General features: G+C 64.3%; 15 protein-coding genes. 7 read left to right on the top strand and 8 right to left on the bottom strand.

The features are described from left to right. Positions 1-55 precede the first annotated feature (55 nt). Positions 56-517, bottom strand: a complete 462-nt coding sequence (locus tag AC0V2Y_RS23145; RefSeq protein ID WP_070217690.1) for an Lrp/AsnC family transcriptional regulator — start codon at positions 515-517, stop codon at positions 56-58. 99 nt (positions 518-616) lie between these two features. Here AC0V2Y_RS23145 and ilvB point away from each other — a divergent pair, with 99 nt between their 5' ends. Further along, positions 617-2,365: a biosynthetic-type acetolactate synthase large subunit gene (ilvB, locus tag AC0V2Y_RS23140; RefSeq protein WP_475414885.1), complete on the top strand. Its 1,749-nt coding sequence runs from the start codon at positions 617-619 to the stop codon at positions 2,363-2,365. 263 nt (positions 2,366-2,628) lie between these two features. On the opposite strand, the gene AC0V2Y_RS23135 is transcribed toward ilvB, so the two are convergent. Continuing rightward, positions 2,629-3,486 carry a helix-turn-helix domain-containing protein gene (locus tag AC0V2Y_RS23135; RefSeq protein ID WP_475414884.1) on the bottom strand — a complete coding sequence of 286 codons (858 nt, stop codon included), beginning with the start codon at positions 3,484-3,486 and terminating at the stop codon, positions 2,629-2,631. Positions 3,487-3,599: 113 nt separating this feature from the next. On the opposite strand from AC0V2Y_RS23135, the gene AC0V2Y_RS23130 reads away from it, so the two are divergent. From AC0V2Y_RS23130 to bamE, 5 genes are read left to right on the top strand one after another with little or no spacing between them, the layout of a single operon-like run. Then, on the top strand, positions 3,600-5,042 hold the full coding sequence (locus tag AC0V2Y_RS23130; protein WP_475414883.1) for a cytochrome P450: 1,443 nt from the start codon (positions 3,600-3,602) through the stop codon (positions 5,040-5,042). Positions 5,043-5,079: 37 nt separating this feature from the next. Continuing rightward, on the top strand, positions 5,080-5,541 hold the full coding sequence (locus tag AC0V2Y_RS23125; protein ID WP_475414882.1) for a GNAT family N-acetyltransferase: 462 nt from the start codon (positions 5,080-5,082) through the stop codon (positions 5,539-5,541). Continuing rightward, a complete protein-coding gene (locus AC0V2Y_RS23120; protein ID WP_475414881.1) occupies positions 5,538-5,897 on the top strand; it encodes a nucleotide pyrophosphohydrolase in 360 nt (119 codons plus the stop codon). Before AC0V2Y_RS23125 ends, AC0V2Y_RS23120 begins: the two co-directional genes overlap by 4 nt. Before the next feature lie 49 nt (positions 5,898-5,946). After that, on the top strand, positions 5,947-6,747 hold the full coding sequence (locus tag AC0V2Y_RS23115) for a hypothetical protein (protein ID WP_475414880.1): 801 nt from the start codon (positions 5,947-5,949) through the stop codon (positions 6,745-6,747). Continuing rightward, on the top strand, positions 6,744-7,052 hold the full coding sequence (gene bamE / locus AC0V2Y_RS23110; RefSeq protein WP_475414879.1) for an outer membrane protein assembly factor BamE domain-containing protein: 309 nt from the start codon (positions 6,744-6,746) through the stop codon (positions 7,050-7,052). The genes AC0V2Y_RS23115 and bamE overlap by 4 nt, the downstream gene beginning before the upstream one ends. Positions 7,053-7,086: 34 nt before the next feature. Here bamE and AC0V2Y_RS23105 read toward each other — a convergent pair whose 3' ends face one another. The 3 genes from AC0V2Y_RS23105 to AC0V2Y_RS23095 form a co-directional block, all read right to left on the bottom strand. Next, positions 7,087-8,742, bottom strand: coding sequence for a methyl-accepting chemotaxis protein (locus AC0V2Y_RS23105; protein ID WP_475414878.1), 1,656 nt, complete (start codon positions 8,740-8,742; stop codon positions 7,087-7,089). A gap of 443 nt (positions 8,743-9,185) precedes the next feature. Beyond that, entirely contained in the window at positions 9,186-11,321 is a 2,136-nt protein-coding gene (locus AC0V2Y_RS23100; RefSeq protein WP_475414877.1) for a DEAD/DEAH box helicase, read from the bottom strand. A 200-nt stretch (positions 11,322-11,521) separates the two neighbouring features. Continuing rightward, positions 11,522-12,403 (bottom strand): alpha/beta fold hydrolase, encoded by an 882-nt coding sequence (locus AC0V2Y_RS23095; RefSeq protein WP_475414876.1) that lies wholly within the window; start codon positions 12,401-12,403, stop codon positions 11,522-11,524. A 135-nt stretch (positions 12,404-12,538) separates the two neighbouring features. On the opposite strand from AC0V2Y_RS23095, the gene AC0V2Y_RS23090 reads away from it, so the two are divergent. Continuing rightward, entirely contained in the window at positions 12,539-14,155 is a 1,617-nt protein-coding gene (locus AC0V2Y_RS23090) for a M28 family peptidase (protein ID WP_475414875.1), read from the top strand. A 117-nt stretch (positions 14,156-14,272) separates the two neighbouring features. On the opposite strand, the gene AC0V2Y_RS23085 is transcribed toward AC0V2Y_RS23090, so the two are convergent. From AC0V2Y_RS23085 to AC0V2Y_RS23075, 3 genes are all read right to left on the bottom strand, one after another. After that, entirely contained in the window at positions 14,273-14,689 is a 417-nt protein-coding gene (locus AC0V2Y_RS23085) for an SRPBCC family protein (protein WP_082654475.1), read from the bottom strand. Positions 14,690-14,829: 140 nt separating this feature from the next. Further along, positions 14,830-15,528: a dienelactone hydrolase family protein gene (locus AC0V2Y_RS23080; RefSeq protein WP_475414874.1), complete on the bottom strand. Its 699-nt coding sequence runs from the start codon at positions 15,526-15,528 to the stop codon at positions 14,830-14,832. Between the two features lie 88 nt (positions 15,529-15,616). Then, positions 15,617-16,352 (bottom strand): DUF6701 domain-containing protein (locus AC0V2Y_RS23075; RefSeq protein WP_475414873.1); only part of this gene is annotated, 736 nt, incomplete at its 5' end.

Here is a 16,352-nt window from a genome sequence, read left to right as displayed (position 1 = left end):
CCACCATCAATGAACTAGGGAAAAACTCCCGCCGTGCGGGGAAGGGGTCACAAAGTCAGCGCTGCAAGGGAAGATAGCTTTGCTTGAGCTGGCGCAACACGAAACTGGATTTGCTGTGGCGGATGCCGGGAATTTTATACAGGCGCTCACGCAGCAGGCGTTCGTAGTCGCGCGTGTCGCTGACGGCGATGCGCAGGTAGTAATCGTAGTCGCCGGACACAAGAAACGCTTCCAGCACTTCCGGGATCATGGCCAGCGCGTGGCCGAATTCGAACAGGGCCTGGTCGGAATGGTCGTCCAGGGTCACTTGCACGATGACGGTATCGGCCAGCCCCACCTTGGCCGCATTGACGTTCACCGTATAACCCTCGATGACGCCATCGTCTTCCATGCGCTTGATGCGCGCCCAGCATGGCGACGAGGTCAGGCCCACCTTGGCGCTCAGGTCGTGCAGGCTGATGCGGGCATCCTGCTGCAGAGCCGTCAGGATGGCGAGGTCGAATTTATCCAGTTTCATTCTGTTAATTCCTTATTTCACAGCAAATTTTGCTGAATACTGCATTCTATACGAGAAAACCAGCAGCCTTTTCTGCCGCATCAGGCAGAAAATAAGGCCATGAAACCCGATCCCGCCCCCCTCCTCGCGCGCGCCTCCCGCAACGGCGCCAGCACCCTGATCGACACCCTGCTGGCGCTGGGCGTCGACACCGTCTTCGGCTACCCGGGCGGCGCCGTGCTGCCCCTGTACGACGCGCTGCACGCCCAGCCGCGCCTGCGCCACGTGCTGGTGCGCCATGAACAGGCGGCCGTGCACGCGGCCGAAGGCTATGCGCGCAGCACGGGCCGGCCCGGCGTCGTCTTCGTCACGTCCGGTCCCGGCATGAGCAATACCACCACGGGCTTGCTCGACGCCCTGTGCGATTCGGTACCCGTCATCTGCATCAGCGGCCAGGTGGCCACCACCAGCATCGGCACGAACGCCTTCCAGGAATGCGACGCGCTGGGCATTTCGCGCCCCGTCACCAAGTGGAACCGGCAAATCCGCACGGCCGATGAGACGGCGGCCGTCGTGCGCGAGGCGTACGCGCAGGCCACGCAGGGCCGGCCCGGCCCCGTGCTGGTCGATTTTCCCAAGGATCTGCAGCTGGCGCCGGTGCGGGAAACGACGGTGCTTGCCCCTGCCGCGCCGGCCCCGATGCCGATGCCGGCAGCCTCCGATCTCGAACGGGCCGCCGGCCTGATCGCCTCCGCCCGCCAGCCCGTGTTCTATGGCGGCGGCGGCCTCATCAATTCCGGCCCCGCCGCCTGCGCCGCCTTCGGCCAGCTGGTGAAGCTGGCGGCCGCGCCGTGCACCCTGACCTTATTGGGCCTGGGCGCCTTTCCCGCCTCGCATCCGGCCTTCCTCGGCATGCTGGGCATGCACGGCACCCTGGAAGCGAACCTGGCCATGCACCATGCGGACCTGATCGTCTGCGTCGGCGCCCGCTTCGACGACCGGGTGACGGGACGGCTGGACGCCTTTTGTCCCGGCGCGAAAATCATCCACGTCGATATCGACCCGGCGTCGATCGGCAAGGTGGTGCGCGCCGACGTGGCCCTGCGCGGCGATTGCGCGCCCGTGCTGGCGGCTCTGCTGGCGCAGCTGCGCGGGCGATTGCTGGCGGACCGTCAGCCGTGGTGGCAGCGCATCGATGGCTGGCGCGCGCAGGACTCGCTGGCGTTCGACGACACGCCCGACGTCATCGCGCCGCAGGCGCTGATGCGCCGGCTGCAGGCGGCGCTGGACAGCGTGGATGGCGGCGACGCCATCGTCTCCACCGACGTGGGCCAGCATCAGATGTGGGCGGCGCAGCATCTGCGTTTCGAGCAGCCGCGCCGCTGGCTGACCTCGGGCGGCGCCGGCACCATGGGTTATGGCTTGCCGGCCGCCATCGGCGCGCAGATCGCCCATCCCGAAAAATGCGTGGTGTGCGTCAGCGGCGACGCGTCGATCCTGATGAATATCCAGGAACTGGCCACGGCCGTGCAGCACCGCCTGCCCGTGAAGGTGGTGCTGTCGAACAATGGCTACATGGGCATGGTGCGCCAGTGGCAGGAACTGATACACGGCGGGCGCTACAGCCACAGCTACACGGAGGCGCTGCCCGATTTCGTCGCCCTGGCGCGCGCGTTCGGCTGGCAGGCGCACACGGTCAGCCGGCGCGAAGACCTCGACGCGGCATTGACTACCTGCCTGGCATCCGAGGGCCCGTACTTCCTCGACGTGCGCGTGCATGGCGCGGAAAACTGCTTCCCCATGATGGCGCCCGGCGCGGGGCACCATGAAGTAACCTTATCCAAGGGCAAGGTGTACAAGGAACAGTAGGTCGGATGAGCGGCGGGACGCCGCGTAATCCGACACCAGCGTCTTGCAACAATGTTGTCGGATTACGCTCTACGAGCTAATCCGACCTACGCCAGCTTTCCCATGATGACGCCCGGCACGAAGCGCCATGAAGCTGTCTTATCAAGGGCAAAATGTACAGCGGACGGTAGGTCGGATTAGCGAGGCAACGCCTCGCGTAATCCGACACCGTCACCGCCCGCGCCAACGATGTTGTCGGATTACGCTCTACGAGCTAATCCGACCTACGCCCATATCCGGTAGATCCAGTAGCTTTCATCTTCCTTCATGGCGCGCGCCAGTTCCGTGGGGCTCAAGCCCGTGATTGCGCGCGTCTCGCGGCAGAAATGCGCCTGGTCGGCGTAGCCGCCGCTGGCGGCAACGTCGGACCAGGACGCCGTGCCCTGCAGGATGGCGCCGCGCTCGTCGAGAAACAGCTGTTCCGCGCGGCGCATGCGGCGCAAGGTGCGCATGGGCTGGCCGGCCCAGGCCTTGATGCGGCGCTCGATATGGCGCGCGCTGCTGGCCAGGCCCGTCGATGCGGCCTGCACGCCCAGGCGGCGCACCCAGTCCTGGATGGCGCCGGCCGGATGGTCGCCGCTCTTGCGCGCCAGCTGCCAGCGGGGCGCGAGAAAATCCTCCACCAGCCTGACGCGGGCCTCGTCGTCCGGCGCGGCCAGCACGGCGTCGGACAGGGCCAGCCAGTCGGCATCGAACAGCGCGCCCAGGGGGCGGAACTGGTCCAGCAAGGCATCCATCGAGATGCCCGTCAACGCATGCAGGGCGGCCGGATAAAACATCACGATAAACGAATGCACGGGGCCGGGGTTGTAGCTGACCAGCGGATACGAACGGGGGCCGCCGAACAGCGCGGGCGGCATGCGCACGTCCGGCAGCGACAGGCCCGGCGCGGCCGCTTCCACGTGGCCGGCGACGGTCCAGACGATGCTGCACATGGGCGCGGCGGGAAAGCGGTTCAGGCGCTGGGCCGGCTGCAGGGGCGCGCAGCCCGTGGTGTCGCGCACGAGCATGGCGCGCACGCAGGAAGCGAGCGCGGCGCGCGGTGCGATCAGACGGGTCAGGGGCGTATGGGCGGCAGGCATGGCGACGATTGTACCGGCAAAGCCGGGCGCCGCACGATGTCGTATTCGTTCAAGACGCGGGCGCGCAAGCGCGCTACAGTGATGTCATTGTCGCCATCCACCAGGAGTCCGCCATGCCCCCGCTCGACCATGCCGCCGCCCCCGCCGTCGCCACGCCCTTGCGCCAGATCCGCCGCCTGCCGGGACCCTTCGCCCTGCCCATCGTCGGCAACAGCCTGCAGCTCAAGCTCACGCGCATCCACCGCGACGTGGAACAGTGGGTACAGCGCTACGGCCCCTTCATGCGCGCCTGGTTCGGCCGCACCCTGGTGCTGGTGGTGGCCGACAGCGAGGCCGTCGGCGCCGTGCTGCGCGACCGGCCCGACGGTTTTCGCCGCCCCCTGAGCAGCTCCGTCGTGTCCGAGGAAATGGGCGGCATCCCCGGCCTGTTCCTGGCCGAGGGCACGGAGTGGCGCAACCAGCGCCGCATGGTGATGGCCGGCATGGCGCCGGGCGCCATCAAGGCCTATTTCCCCGCGCTGGTGACGGTGGCGCAGCGCCTGCAGCGGCGCTGGCATCTGGCCGCCACGCAAGGCCAGGCGATCGACCTCGATGGCGACCTGAAACGCTACACGGTCGACATCATCGCCGGCCTGGCCTTCGGCACGGAAGTCAACACACTCGAATCGGGCGAAGACGTGATCCAGCGCCACATGGACGACATCCTGCCCGCCGTGGCGCGGCGCAGCCTGTCCATGTTCCCGTACTGGCGCTATGTCAAGCTGCCCATCGACCGCCGCCTGGACCGCGACGTGGCGGCCCTGTCCGCCGCCGTGGCGGACCTGGTGCAGCAGGCGCGCACGCGCATGGCGCACGACCCGGCGCGCCGCGCGCATCCGCCCAACCTGCTCGAAGCCATGATCGCCGCCGCCGACCTGGAAGGCAGCGGCGTGACGGACCGCAACGTGGCCGGCAATGTGCTGACCATGTTGCTGGCGGGCGAGGATACGACGGCCAACACGGTGTCCTGGATAATTTACCTGCTGCAACGCCATCCGGCATGCCTGGCGCGGGCGTGCGAGGAAGTGCGGCGCCTGGCGCCCGACACGGCCCACTTCACCATCGAGCAGATGGATAGCCTCGATTACCTGGGCGCCTGCGCCAGCGAAGCCATGCGCTTGAAACCGGTGGCGCCCTTCCTGCCCGTCGAGGCGTTGCGCGACACGGTCATCGGCGACATCGCCGTGCCGGCCGGCACCCTGGTCTGGTGCGTGATGCGCAATGACACCGTATCCGATGCGCACTTTCCCGACGCGCAGGCCTTCCAGCCCGAACGATGGCTGGCCGACAGCGGCGAGGCGAACAACAAGCGCGCTTCGATGCCCTTCGGCGCCGGCTTGCGCACGTGCCCGGGCCGCTATCTGGCCTTGTTGGAAATTAAGATCGCCATGGCCATGCTGCTGGGCAGCTTCGACATCGCCGGCGTCGACACGCCCGATGGCGGCGAGGCGCAGGAACTGATGGGTTTTGTGATGTCGCCCATCGGCCTCGCCATGCGCCTGGCGCGGCCGCAGTGATACCATGGGGGCAATCTCAGTTAACGTGCTTTCCCCCATGCAAATTCACCTGGAATCGCCGCAGCAAGCGGACGTGCAAACCCTGATCGCCGAGCTTGATGCCTATCAACAAACGCTGTATCCGGCCGAGTGCGTCTACTCGCTGGACCTGGCATCGTTGCCGCCGGACACCCTGCTGTTCGCCGTCGCCCGCGATGCGGCGGGCACGGCGCGCGCCTGCGGCGCCATCGTCGTCACGCCCGATTTCGGCGAGCTCAAGCGCATGTATGTGCACCCGGACAGCCGCGGCCTGGGCCTGGCCAAGCGCCTGCTGGCACTGCTGGAAGAGCAGGCGCTGGCGCGCGGCTGCCGCTTGCTGACGTTAGAAACGGGCATCCACCAGCCCGAGGCCATCGCCCTGTACGCGCGCCACGGCTACCAGCGGCGCGGGCCCTACGGCGGCTATCCCGACGATCCATTCAGTGTCTTCATGGAAAAACCGCTGCGGGCGGCCGCATGAGCGCCCCATCCGACAGCCTGCTCGACATCCGCGCGCGCCTGCGCGCCTTTGCCGCCGAGCGCGACTGGGACCAGTTCCACACGCCGAAGAACCTGGCCATGGCCCTGTCCGTGGAAGTGGCGGAACTGGTGGAGCACTACCAGTGGCTGCCCACGGGGGCGGACGCCGAGCTGGACGAGGCGAAACGCACGGGCATCCGCCACGAGCTGGCCGACGTGCTGATGTATCTGGTGCGCCTGGCCGACAAGAGCGGCGTCGACCTGCACGCGGCCGTGCTGGAAAAGATGGCACTGAACGCGCAGAAATACCCGGCGCGGCAGGTGCGCGGCGATGCGCGTAAATATAGCGAGTACTGATAGACCCACCCGTGCGTGGCCGCCGCGCAAAAAAGCGTAGCATCAAGCCATGCGCATTCCTCTCTCCCTGCTGCTCGCTGGCTTGCTCGCCGGTCCACTCTCCAGCGCTGTTGCGCAGGCGCAAACCGCGCCCGTGCCGCAAGTGAAAGTGGACGCCACGCGCGACCCCGTCGACAAATCCTACCGCAAGATGCTGCAGGGCGTGGACCGCTTCGAGCGCGACCATGCGCTGGCGCCGCAGGCCGTGCTGCGCTTTCGTCTGCTGCCGCGCCAGCCCGGCGTGGACATGAGGGGCGTGCAGCTGCGCATCGCGGGCGACACCGTCAGCATCCCGTTACCGCTGGCCGAGGACAACAGCTTTGCTCCCGTGCGCAATGCACAAGCGGTGCGCGAAGACGCCGTGCTGATCGCCAACCGCAGGGCTTCCACCATGAGCTGGCGCGCGCAGGTGATCACGCCCGGCTTGCCGCCCGGCACGCGGCGCCTGGGCGACTTGCGCCTGGAATGCCGCGCCGGCATGGATTCGGGCCTGATCTCGAACGACCCGCAAATCATCGCCTGGCTCTCCAGCATGCTCTACAGCACCGACAAGGTCTGCTCGCAGCCGGACGGCAATTATCTGTTCTTTACGGAGCGACCCCTGTTCGGCGTGACCCTCGTGCATGGCGAACGCCGCCTGGCCCTGCCGTTCGCCATGCTGTACGCGGGCGGCGAGCAAACACCCGCCTCGCTGCCCTATTGCGATTGCCAGGTCTTGCTTGACCGCACGTATTACGCGCCCCTGTGGGATGCCAGCTGGCCCGACGATACCCTGCTGGAATTTGACTATATGGACGAGGTGGCGCCATGAAATGGCTGCTGATCGCCATGCTGGTGCTGCTCACCGCCTGCTCCGGCACGCGCGCCTTGCAGGCAAGCAAGAATGTGCCTTACGCCACCCTGGAACAGACGGTGCAAGTGGGCAGCAGCACGCGCGAGCAGGTGCGCGCCGCGCTGGGCGACAGCACATTGATCCGCTTCGACAGCGGCAAGGAAGTGTGGATGTACACCTACCCGGCCGCCCCGGGCACGCAGGGAGAATATGTGATTCTGTTTGGCGGGGATGGGGTGGTGAAGAAGGTACGCAGCGGGGAAGTGTATCGGGTACGGAAGTAAAACCCGCCAACGGTGCGCTGGCGGGATGATCGTCTTAGCGTACCTTCAGCAAGGCCCGCGACGCGACGCCAGCGCCCACGCTGCGCCTCACGCCTGCAGCCTTGCGCTTGGGCGAGGCCTTCAATTTGAAGATGCCGATCGACTGGGCCACGCTCTCCGTGCGCTGCGCCAGGCTGGTGGCGGCGGCGGCCGCCTGCTCGACCAGGGCCGCATTCTGCTGCGTGATGCCATCCATGTGGATGACGGCCTGGTTGACCTGGCCGATGCCCTGGTTCTGCTCGCGCGTGGTCGAGGAAATCTCGTCCATCACTTCCGTCACCCGGGCCACGGACGCGATCACTTCCGCCATGGTGGCGCCCGCATTGCTGGTCAGCACGCTGCCCGCATTCACGGTGGCGATCGAATGGTCGATCAGATTCTTGACCTCTTTCGCCGCGGTGGCCGAGCGCTGCGCCAGGCTGCGTACTTCGCCCGCCACGACGGCAAAGCCGCGGCCGTGCTCGCCCGCGCGCGCCGCTTCCACGGCCGCGTTCAAGGCCAGGATGTTCGTCTGGAAGGCGATGCCGTCGATGAGGCCGATGATGTCGAGAATCTTGCGCGACGAAGAGCTGATCTCGTCCATCGTGGTGACCACTTCGCTGACGATGGTGCCGCCCTTGGCCGCGACGGTCGATGCCTGCGCCGCCAGGTCGTTGGCCGTGGCCACATGGTCGGCGCTGTTTTGCACGGTCGACGTCAGTTCTTCCATGCTGGCCGCCGTCTGCTCCAGGCTGGAGGCCTGCGACTCCGTGCGGCTGGACAAGTCCATATTGCCCGTGGCGATTTCCGCCGTGGTGATGCGGATATCCTCGAAGTTGGCGCGCACGTCGCCGATGATGCTGTGCAAGTTGATGTTGGTCTGGCGCAAGGCTGCCATCAATTGACCCATGTCATCGTCGCGCACCTTGTCGATGACGCCCGTCAAGTCGCCACCGGCCATCTTGCGCGCCACCGTGATGGCGTCGCCCAGCGGCGCGACGAGGGAGTTGTGCAGATGGGCCCAGAAATACAGCATCAGCGCCACGGCGGCAGCAGCAGCGCCGCTGAGCCAGCTGCGCGTGGCCGTGCTCGTGTCGCCGTCGATATTCCACACGGCGCAGCCGAGGATGGCCAGCACCACGCCAAAGACGATGCAATGCAGGGCCAGGTCTTGCGACAGGGTCAGCTTGCGCCACTCGGCCAGCTTGGCGGCCCAGCCCTGACGCACGACGCGGCCATTGCGGATCGCCAGGTTCGCGCTATTGCCGTCTTTAAAACTTTTATACAGGGCTGCCGCTTCGTTGATCTGCTCGCGCGTGGGCTTGGTGCGCACGGACATATAGCCGATCGGGCGGCCGTTTTCGATGACGGGCGTGATATTGGCGAAGACCCAATAGAAATCGCCATTCTTGCAGCGGTTCTTGACCATGCCGGTCCACGGCATGCCCGTCTTGATGGTGTCCCACAGGTCGGCAAACGCTTCGGCCGGCATATCGGGATGCCGCAGGATATTCTGTGGCGCACCCAGCAGTTCCATTTCTGAAAAACCGCTGACCTCAATGAAATACTGATTGGCGTAATTGATGTTTCCCTGTAAATCCGTGGTGGAAACAATCGTCATGCCTTCATTTAATACGTATTCATTTTGCGTGATAGGCGTATTGACCCGCATCGTCGCTCCTCTATTTTTTTCAACTAGCATAACAAAAACATAAAAACAATATACCACATCAAGCACCCATGATATATCGCCTCGGCGACAGTGACGCTGGTCAAACAATTTAATAAAAATCAATTCATTTATGTTTTAGAATTTACTTTGACTCAACTTGCTTGATTTTATTGAAATACAAAATTTAAATTGCGCGCAGATACAATAATTAATAAAAAATTATGTATCGATGCGGCAGGCAATAAAGACGGTGCTTGCGCCGATAAAAAAAATGCACAAGCGCCGTAATAAGCGCCGGCCCATGGCGGGGCCTGCCGGCAAGCATAATGCGGCAATCCCAATCGTTTCTTGAGGGAAAATAAAAACTGGCGCGAACGCGCCAGTGGGGGAACTGTCTCCAATCCGCGACACAGGCGCCGGGGAGGCGCCTGGGAAGGGACAGCTTACTTGAATGATTTACGCGGTGGCGATTTCGGACGCGGTGGCGCAGGCTTGCGCTCCGTCGTGCCGTCATCGAGGCTGATGCGCAGTTTCTGGCCCGACACCACGACCGATTTCAGGTGGTCGAGGATTTCCGGCGGCATGCCTTCCGGCAAGTCCAGCACGCTGTAATTGTCAAAGATATCGATGCGGCCGATATGCTTGGCTTCCAGGTTCGCTTCGTTGGCGATGGCGCCCACGATGTTGCTTGGCGTCACGGCGTGCTCACGACCCACTTCGATGCGGTAAGCCGTCACGCCCGGGCGTGGACGTTCCTTCTTCGGCGCGCGCGGCGCAGGTGCTGCCTCGCCCGCATCCGCTGGCGCGGACTTGGCGGCGAACGGCTTGCGCGGCGCGGCTGGCGGCGCCAGGTCCGGCGCGTCGCCGTCACGGCTGATGCGCAGCTGCTGGCCCGCGACCCACACGGTTTTCAGCTGGTCCAGCAATTCTTTCGGCATGCTGTCCGGCAAGTCCAGGACGCTGTAGTCGTCATAGATTTCGATGCGGCCGATGTTTTTCGAATCGATGCCCGCTTCGTTGGCGATGGCGCCCACGATATTGCCCGGTTTTACGCCATGTTGATGACCTACCTCAATACGGAACGTCTGCATGCCGGCGTCGGCTGGACGCTGGATGCGTTCCTTTTTCGGGAAGGCCGGGCGTTCGCCACGGTCGCTGCGCTCGAAGCGGTCGCCCCGTTCCGGACGGTCGTTGCGCTCAAAGCGGTCCTGGCGCACGGGGCGGTCGTCTTGCCACGTTGCTTGCTCGCGCGCCTTGTTCTTGTCCAGCAACAAAGGCACATTGCCACGCGCCATCTTCGCCAGCGCGGCGGCGATTTCGATGGCGGGAATGTTCTGTTCGCGTTCGAAATCCTCGATCAGCGACTGGAACTGCTCCAGTTCGCCCAAAGCCAGGGTTTCGCTGATCTGTTCCTTGAACTTGGCGATACGCACGTCGTTGACGGCCTGGATCGTCGGCAGTTCCAGCATGCCGATCGGCTGGCGGGTCGAGCGTTCGATAGCTTTCAACAAGTTCTTTTCACGCGGGGTGATGAACAGGATTGCTTCGCCGCTGCGGCCGGCGCGGCCCGTGCGGCCGATGCGGTGGGTATAGCTTTCCGGATCGTGCGGCACGTCGTAGTTGACGACGTGGCTGATGCGCTCGACATCCAGGCCGCGGGCGGCCACGTCGGTTGCGACCAAAATGTCGATCTTGCCGTCTTTTAATTGCTGGATCGTGCGCTCGCGCTGCGCTTGCTGGATGTCGCCATTGATGGCGGCGGCCGAGAAGCCGCGGGCTTGCAGCTTGCCGGCCAGCTCTTCCGTGCCCAGCTTGGTGCGGGCGAAGATGATCATGCCGTCAAACGCTTCCGCTTCCAGGATGCGCGTCAGCGCGTCGAGCTTGTGCATGCCCGACACGAGCCAGTAGCGCTGGCGGATGTTGTCGGCCGTGCCCGTCTTGGCGGCGACCGTCACTTCGGCCGGGTTCACCAGGTAGGTGGTGGCGATGCGCTTGATGACGGAAGGCATGGTGGCCGAGAACAGGGCCGTTTGATGGCCTTCCGGGGTTTCTTTCAAAATACGTTCGACATCGTCGATAAAGCCCATGCGCAGCATTTCATCGGCTTCGTCCAGCACCAGGGTTTTCAGCTTGGACAGGTCGAGCGAACCCTTGTCCAGGTGATCGATGACGCGGCCCGGGGTGCCGACGATGACGTGCACGCCGCGGCGCAGGGCCGACAGCTGCGGGCCGTAGCTTTGGCCGCCGTAGATCGGCAGCACGTGGAAGCCGGGAATGTGGGCGGCGTACACCTGGAACGCTTCGGCGACCTGGATGGCCAGTTCGCGCGTCGGTGCCAGGACCAGGGCTTGGGGTGAGCTTTGTTTCAGATCGATGCGCGACAGGATAGGCAAGGCGAAGGCGGCGGTCTTACCCGTGCCCGTTTGCGCCTGGCCCAGCACGTCGCGGTTGGCGAGCAATAATGGAATCGTGGCCGCCTGGATAGGCGACGGTGTTTCGTAACCGACATCCTTGAGCGCGCGAACCAGCGGCTCGCTCAGGTTAAGGTCGGAAAATAAGGAAATTGGTGTATCAGACATGAAATCACTCACAAGTTCGCTCGAATCGCCCAATGCGAAAGAGTGTATCTGCTAGTTTACTCTTTACTGGACCATACCGGGTGGAACGAGGCGGCAGAACGCCATTTTTTGCATCCTAAAACGCAGAAAAATCGGCGATCCGCACGCAATTGGTGCAAAAACCAAGCAATATTATGTGTTTTACAATAGATTCGGCTGTTTTACAGATGCGCCTCGATATTGCTTGCCGCATCGACCGAGTGGCGCAGGAACTCCAGCAAGTCCTCGTTCAGGCGGTCCTTGTGCGTCGTCGCCAGGCCGTGCGGCGCGCCCGCGTACACGAGCAATTTGCTGCCGATGATGAGCTCAGCCGTGCGCCGCGCCGAGGCGGCGATCGGCACGATCTGGTCGTCGTCGCCATGGATCACCAGGGTCGGCACGTCGAATTTGGCCAGGTCGCTGGTGAAATCCGTTTCCGAAAATTGCTTGATGCATAAATACGATGCAGGCATGCCCGCCTGCATGCCCTGCAGCCAGAAGTGCTCGCGCACGCCCTGCGACGGCGTGGCGCCGGGCCGGTTGTAACCATAGAAGGCCTCGCTCAAGTCGCGGAAGAAGGCGCTGCGGTCGGCCTGCACGCCGGCGCGGATGGCATCAAAAACGGAGAGCGGCAAGCCCAGCGGGTTATCGGCGGTTTGCAGCATCAGCGGCGGCACGGCGCCCACCAGCACGGCGCCGGCCAGGCGCTGCGTGCCATGGCGGCCGATGTAGCGCGCCACCTCGCCTCCGCCCGTCGAGTGACCCACGAGGGTGGCGCCCGCCAAGTCGAGTGCGTCGATCAGCGCGGCCAGGTCGTCGGCATAGGTATCCATGTCGTTGCCGTCGAAGGGCTGGCTGGAACGGCCATGGCCGCGCCGGTCGTGCGCGATGACGCGGTAGCCGTGCGCGGCCAGATAAAACATCTGGTCTTCCCAGGCGTCGGATGACAGGGGCCAGCCGTGGCTGAAAACGACGGGCGGGCCGCTGCCCCAGTCCTTGTAATAAATCAAGGTGCCGTCGGCGGTACGCAGGGTATTGCTTGAATGCAAGTCAGGGCTAGTCATGGAACGCTCCTTGTCGGTGGACCAGCGGCCATTGTGGCCGCAATCGGCTTGCGCGCGCCGCGCGCTACGCCAGAGCATTGCGGTAGAGTAAGATTGTCGCTGCTTTGCTTTCCCGTATTCACTTTTGGAGTTGTCATGCGCTTTCCTTTCGTCCTCGCCGCCAGCCTGTTCAGCACGGCCGCCCTCGCCCAACCGCTCGTCGCCGAAGCGCCTTTGCGCGCCCATCTGTCCTTCCTGGCCGACGACTTGCTGGAAGGACGCGGCACGGGCCAGCGCGGCGGCGACCTGGCCGTGCGCTACCTGGAAACGCAGGCGGCCGTAGCCGGCTTGCAACCGTTACAGGATGGCAGCTACCGCCAGGCGCTGACCATCGTCGGCAGCAAGGCCTTGCCATCGAGCAAAGTCACCTTCAGCGCGGGCGGCAAGACCATGTCTCCCGCCTTCGGCAAGGACATCGTCTTTGGCGCGGCGAATGGCCAGCAGACAGTGGCGTTCGACGCGCCCGTGGTGTTTGCCGGCTACGGCATCCGCGCGCCCGAAGAACGCTGGGACGATTTCAAGGGCGCCGATCTGAAGGGCAAGCTCGTCATCATGATGGTCAACGACCCGCAGCCGACCGCCGCCGAACCAAACCGTTTTGCCGGCAAGTCCCTCACGTATTACGGCCGCTGGGTCTACAAGTACGAGGAAGCGCTGCGCCAGGGCGCCGCCGGCGTCTTGCTGATCCATACGACCGAATCCGCTTCCTACCCATGGTCGGTGCCCGCCAACGGCTTCGGCCACGAGCGCTTCAGCCTGGCCGGCGCGGGCAATGCGATGGAAGGCTGGCTGCAGGAAGACATGGCGCGCGCGCTGTTCCAGCAAGCCGGACAAGACCTGGACGCCTTGCGCGCCCAGGCCGAAACGCGCGAATTCCGCCCCGTGGCCCTGAACGCGACGGTCAAGGTAGCACTGAACAGCCAGATCCGCAGCATCGAGCAATTCAACGTGGCCGGCATCGTGCCGGGGACCGACCCGATACTGAAGGACGAGGCCGTGATTTACTCGGCGCACTGGGACCACCTGGGCAAGGATGATGAAGGCAGCGCCCGCACAGGGCAGAGCGACCACATCTACAACGGCGCCATCGACAATGCCTCGGGCGCGGCGGCCCTGCTGGCCATGGCGCAAGTGGCCGTGAAACAGCCGGCGCGGCGCACGCAGATCTTCCTGTGGCCGGCCGGCGAGGAAACGGGCATGCTGGGCAGCACGGCCTACACGCACAAGCCCTTGTGGCCGCTGGCGAAGACGGCCGCCGACCTCAACCTCGACAGCATGAATTTCGTCGGCAAGACGCGCGACATCGGCGTGGCCGGCGCCGAGCGCAGCAGCCTGTACGCGAGCGCCGCCAAGGTGGCCAAGCGCATGGGCTTGCGCCTGGCGCCGACCATCCCCGACCTGTCCGGCGCGTTTTACCGGGCCGACCATTTTGCCTTTGCCAAAGCCGGCGTGCCCGCCTTCAACGTGGGCTCGGCGGTGTTTTCCGGCGACGGCTCGTTCGACTTCGTCCACGAGCCGAAGGCGTCCAGCGAACGCCTGGTCGCCTTCAAAAAGGATTACCATCAGGTAACGGATGAGTACCACCCGTCGTGGGACTTGTCGGGCATGGTGCAGCAGGCGCAGTTCACCTTGAACCTGGGCTACGAAGTAGCGAACGACAAGAATTTGCCGGTGTGGAACAAGGGCGAGGCATTTGGAAAAGTGAAGCGCTAACGTCAAGCGTAGGTCGGATTAGCGGGGCATCGCCCCACTAATCCGACAACATTGTTAGCGCCGGTGGTGGTGTCGGATTACGCGGCGTAGCCGCTAATCCGACCTACGCTCTTTGATTCAAATCGCCATGATGCGTTTCAGGTCGACGAATGCCGTCTCGTACAAATGCTGGAACGCGCCCACCATGACCTCTTCCACGCCTTCGGCCGCGTCGAACTCGCTCGACCATTGCGCCACGCACTCATTCGCGCCCGGTTCGCCCGTGACGCGCAGGGTGGAACGGTAGTTCTTGACGGGGATCGGGCCCGAGACGATGGTGTAGCTGTAGCTCTTGTCCGCTTCGCTGTAGCTTTGCAGGCGTTCGGCGATGATGGCGCCGTCCGTGGTTTTCAGGCGGCGCACGCGGCCGCCGTGTTCGGACAGGCTGGTCTTGATGGAGCTCGACCATTCAGCCAGCGACTGGAAGCCGCCGATAAAATCCCACACGCGTTCGGCGCTTGCCGCCAATGTTACAGAAACAATTACTTGGGCCATCTTTAATTCGGTTCCTCATCCAGGTTTGCCGGGCGCCGCGCCCGGCCGGCCGGAGTTGCCCGGCACAGCCGCTATTTTAGCGCCCATGCGGCTTTGCTGCTGAGCAAACCATGGCAACCGGCCAGCCTGGGCTGGCTCTCTTATAGATTTTCCGCCAAGAAAATCAAGGAATTGCCGTGCGCGTGGGCTGCGGCGCGCTGCTGGTAGCTGTCGCGGTGGGTGCAGTTGAAACCGTGCTCGGCGCCTGGGTAGATATGGATTTCCACGTCTTGCCGGTCTTCGAAGCGCTCGGCGATCTTTTGCACGGCTTCCGGCGGAATATGGCTGTCCTGGCCGCCGAAATGCATGAGCAGCGGCACCTGGATCTTGTCGGCCAGGTCCAGCTTGTTCTGGATGCCGCCGCCGTAATAGGCGATGGCGGCGTCGGCCAGGCCGGCCGCGGCCGTCTGGAACGATAGCCTGCCGCCGAAGCAGTAGCCGACCGAAGCGAGTTTGCCCGTCACTTCCGGGCGGGCGCGCAGGACGGCGACGGTGGCGGCGATATCGGCGTCGGCGTGCGGATTGTCGGTGGCCTGCATCAGTTCGACGGCGCGCTTCCAGCCATCCGCGTCATAGCCCAGCTCGATGTGTGCGCCGGCGCGCCAGAACAGGTCCGGCACCAGCACCACATAACCATCGGCGGCGTACTGGTCGGCCACGGCGCGGATGTGCTCGTTGACGCCGAAAATTTCCTGCAACAGGATAATGGCGGGACCCTTGCCCACGTGCGGCACGGCAAGGTAAGCCTGGAAGCTGCCGTCCGGGCCGGCGATATCGATCCACTGCGAAGATGTGCTCATAGAAACTCCAGTCTGAGGTTGGGGGAAATGCCACAGCCAGGCATGTTACTGGTTTTTCCCCCTTTCTGCGCCCACCCTTTGTTCTGGCTCAATACATCTCGCGCAGGTAAATCACGGGACCCGATTTGAAGACGCCAAAGACGACGGTGCCCACCGTGCTGGGCAGGTAGGGATGACCGGAGACGGAAACGTCGACGCTGCCCGTCTTGCCCCCGCCGGGTGCCGCCAGGGTCAGGCGTTTATTCAGCGGCAAGACGCCCTTGTCGACCGTATAAGTAATAGTAGTGCCAGCGGGGAATGCAAAGTCCTTGCACTCCAGTGTTTTCTTGCAATTAGCAAACACCACCTGGGTGTTGCCGAACGCGCTGATGCTGTCGAGCAGACTGGTGACCCAGGTCTTGCCGTCCCAGTACTGCGCCTGCACCGCCAGCCGCACGGGATAGCGCTCGGAACCGTAGTCATGCGGCACCATCAGGCGGCCCGCCAGTATCGTCAGCTTGCCCTCATTGCCAAAGCCTGCCGACGTGGCGCTGATATCCTGATAACTGCTCGATGCGCGCAACAGCACGTCGGTGGGTAAGACTTGCGCCACCACGCCATTGGCCCCAGGAAAGCGGTAAGCCATCGCGGCGCGGGCCACGCCCAGCGTAAATAGCTTCGGATCCACGCTGGTGAGTGTGGTTTGTGCGCTGCCGCCATCCGTCAGGCGGCTGCCGGCCGGGTCCTTGGGCGGAAACAACTGCGTGGCGTTGGCGGCATCCCAGCCCTGCACCTGCACGGGCACCATATAGCTCGTATCGCGGCCGTCGAAATTGAGCGTCGTG

Source organism: Janthinobacterium sp. BHSEK (genome assembly GCF_056174685.1).
This window is presented reverse-complemented; position numbering and strand designations above follow the sequence as displayed.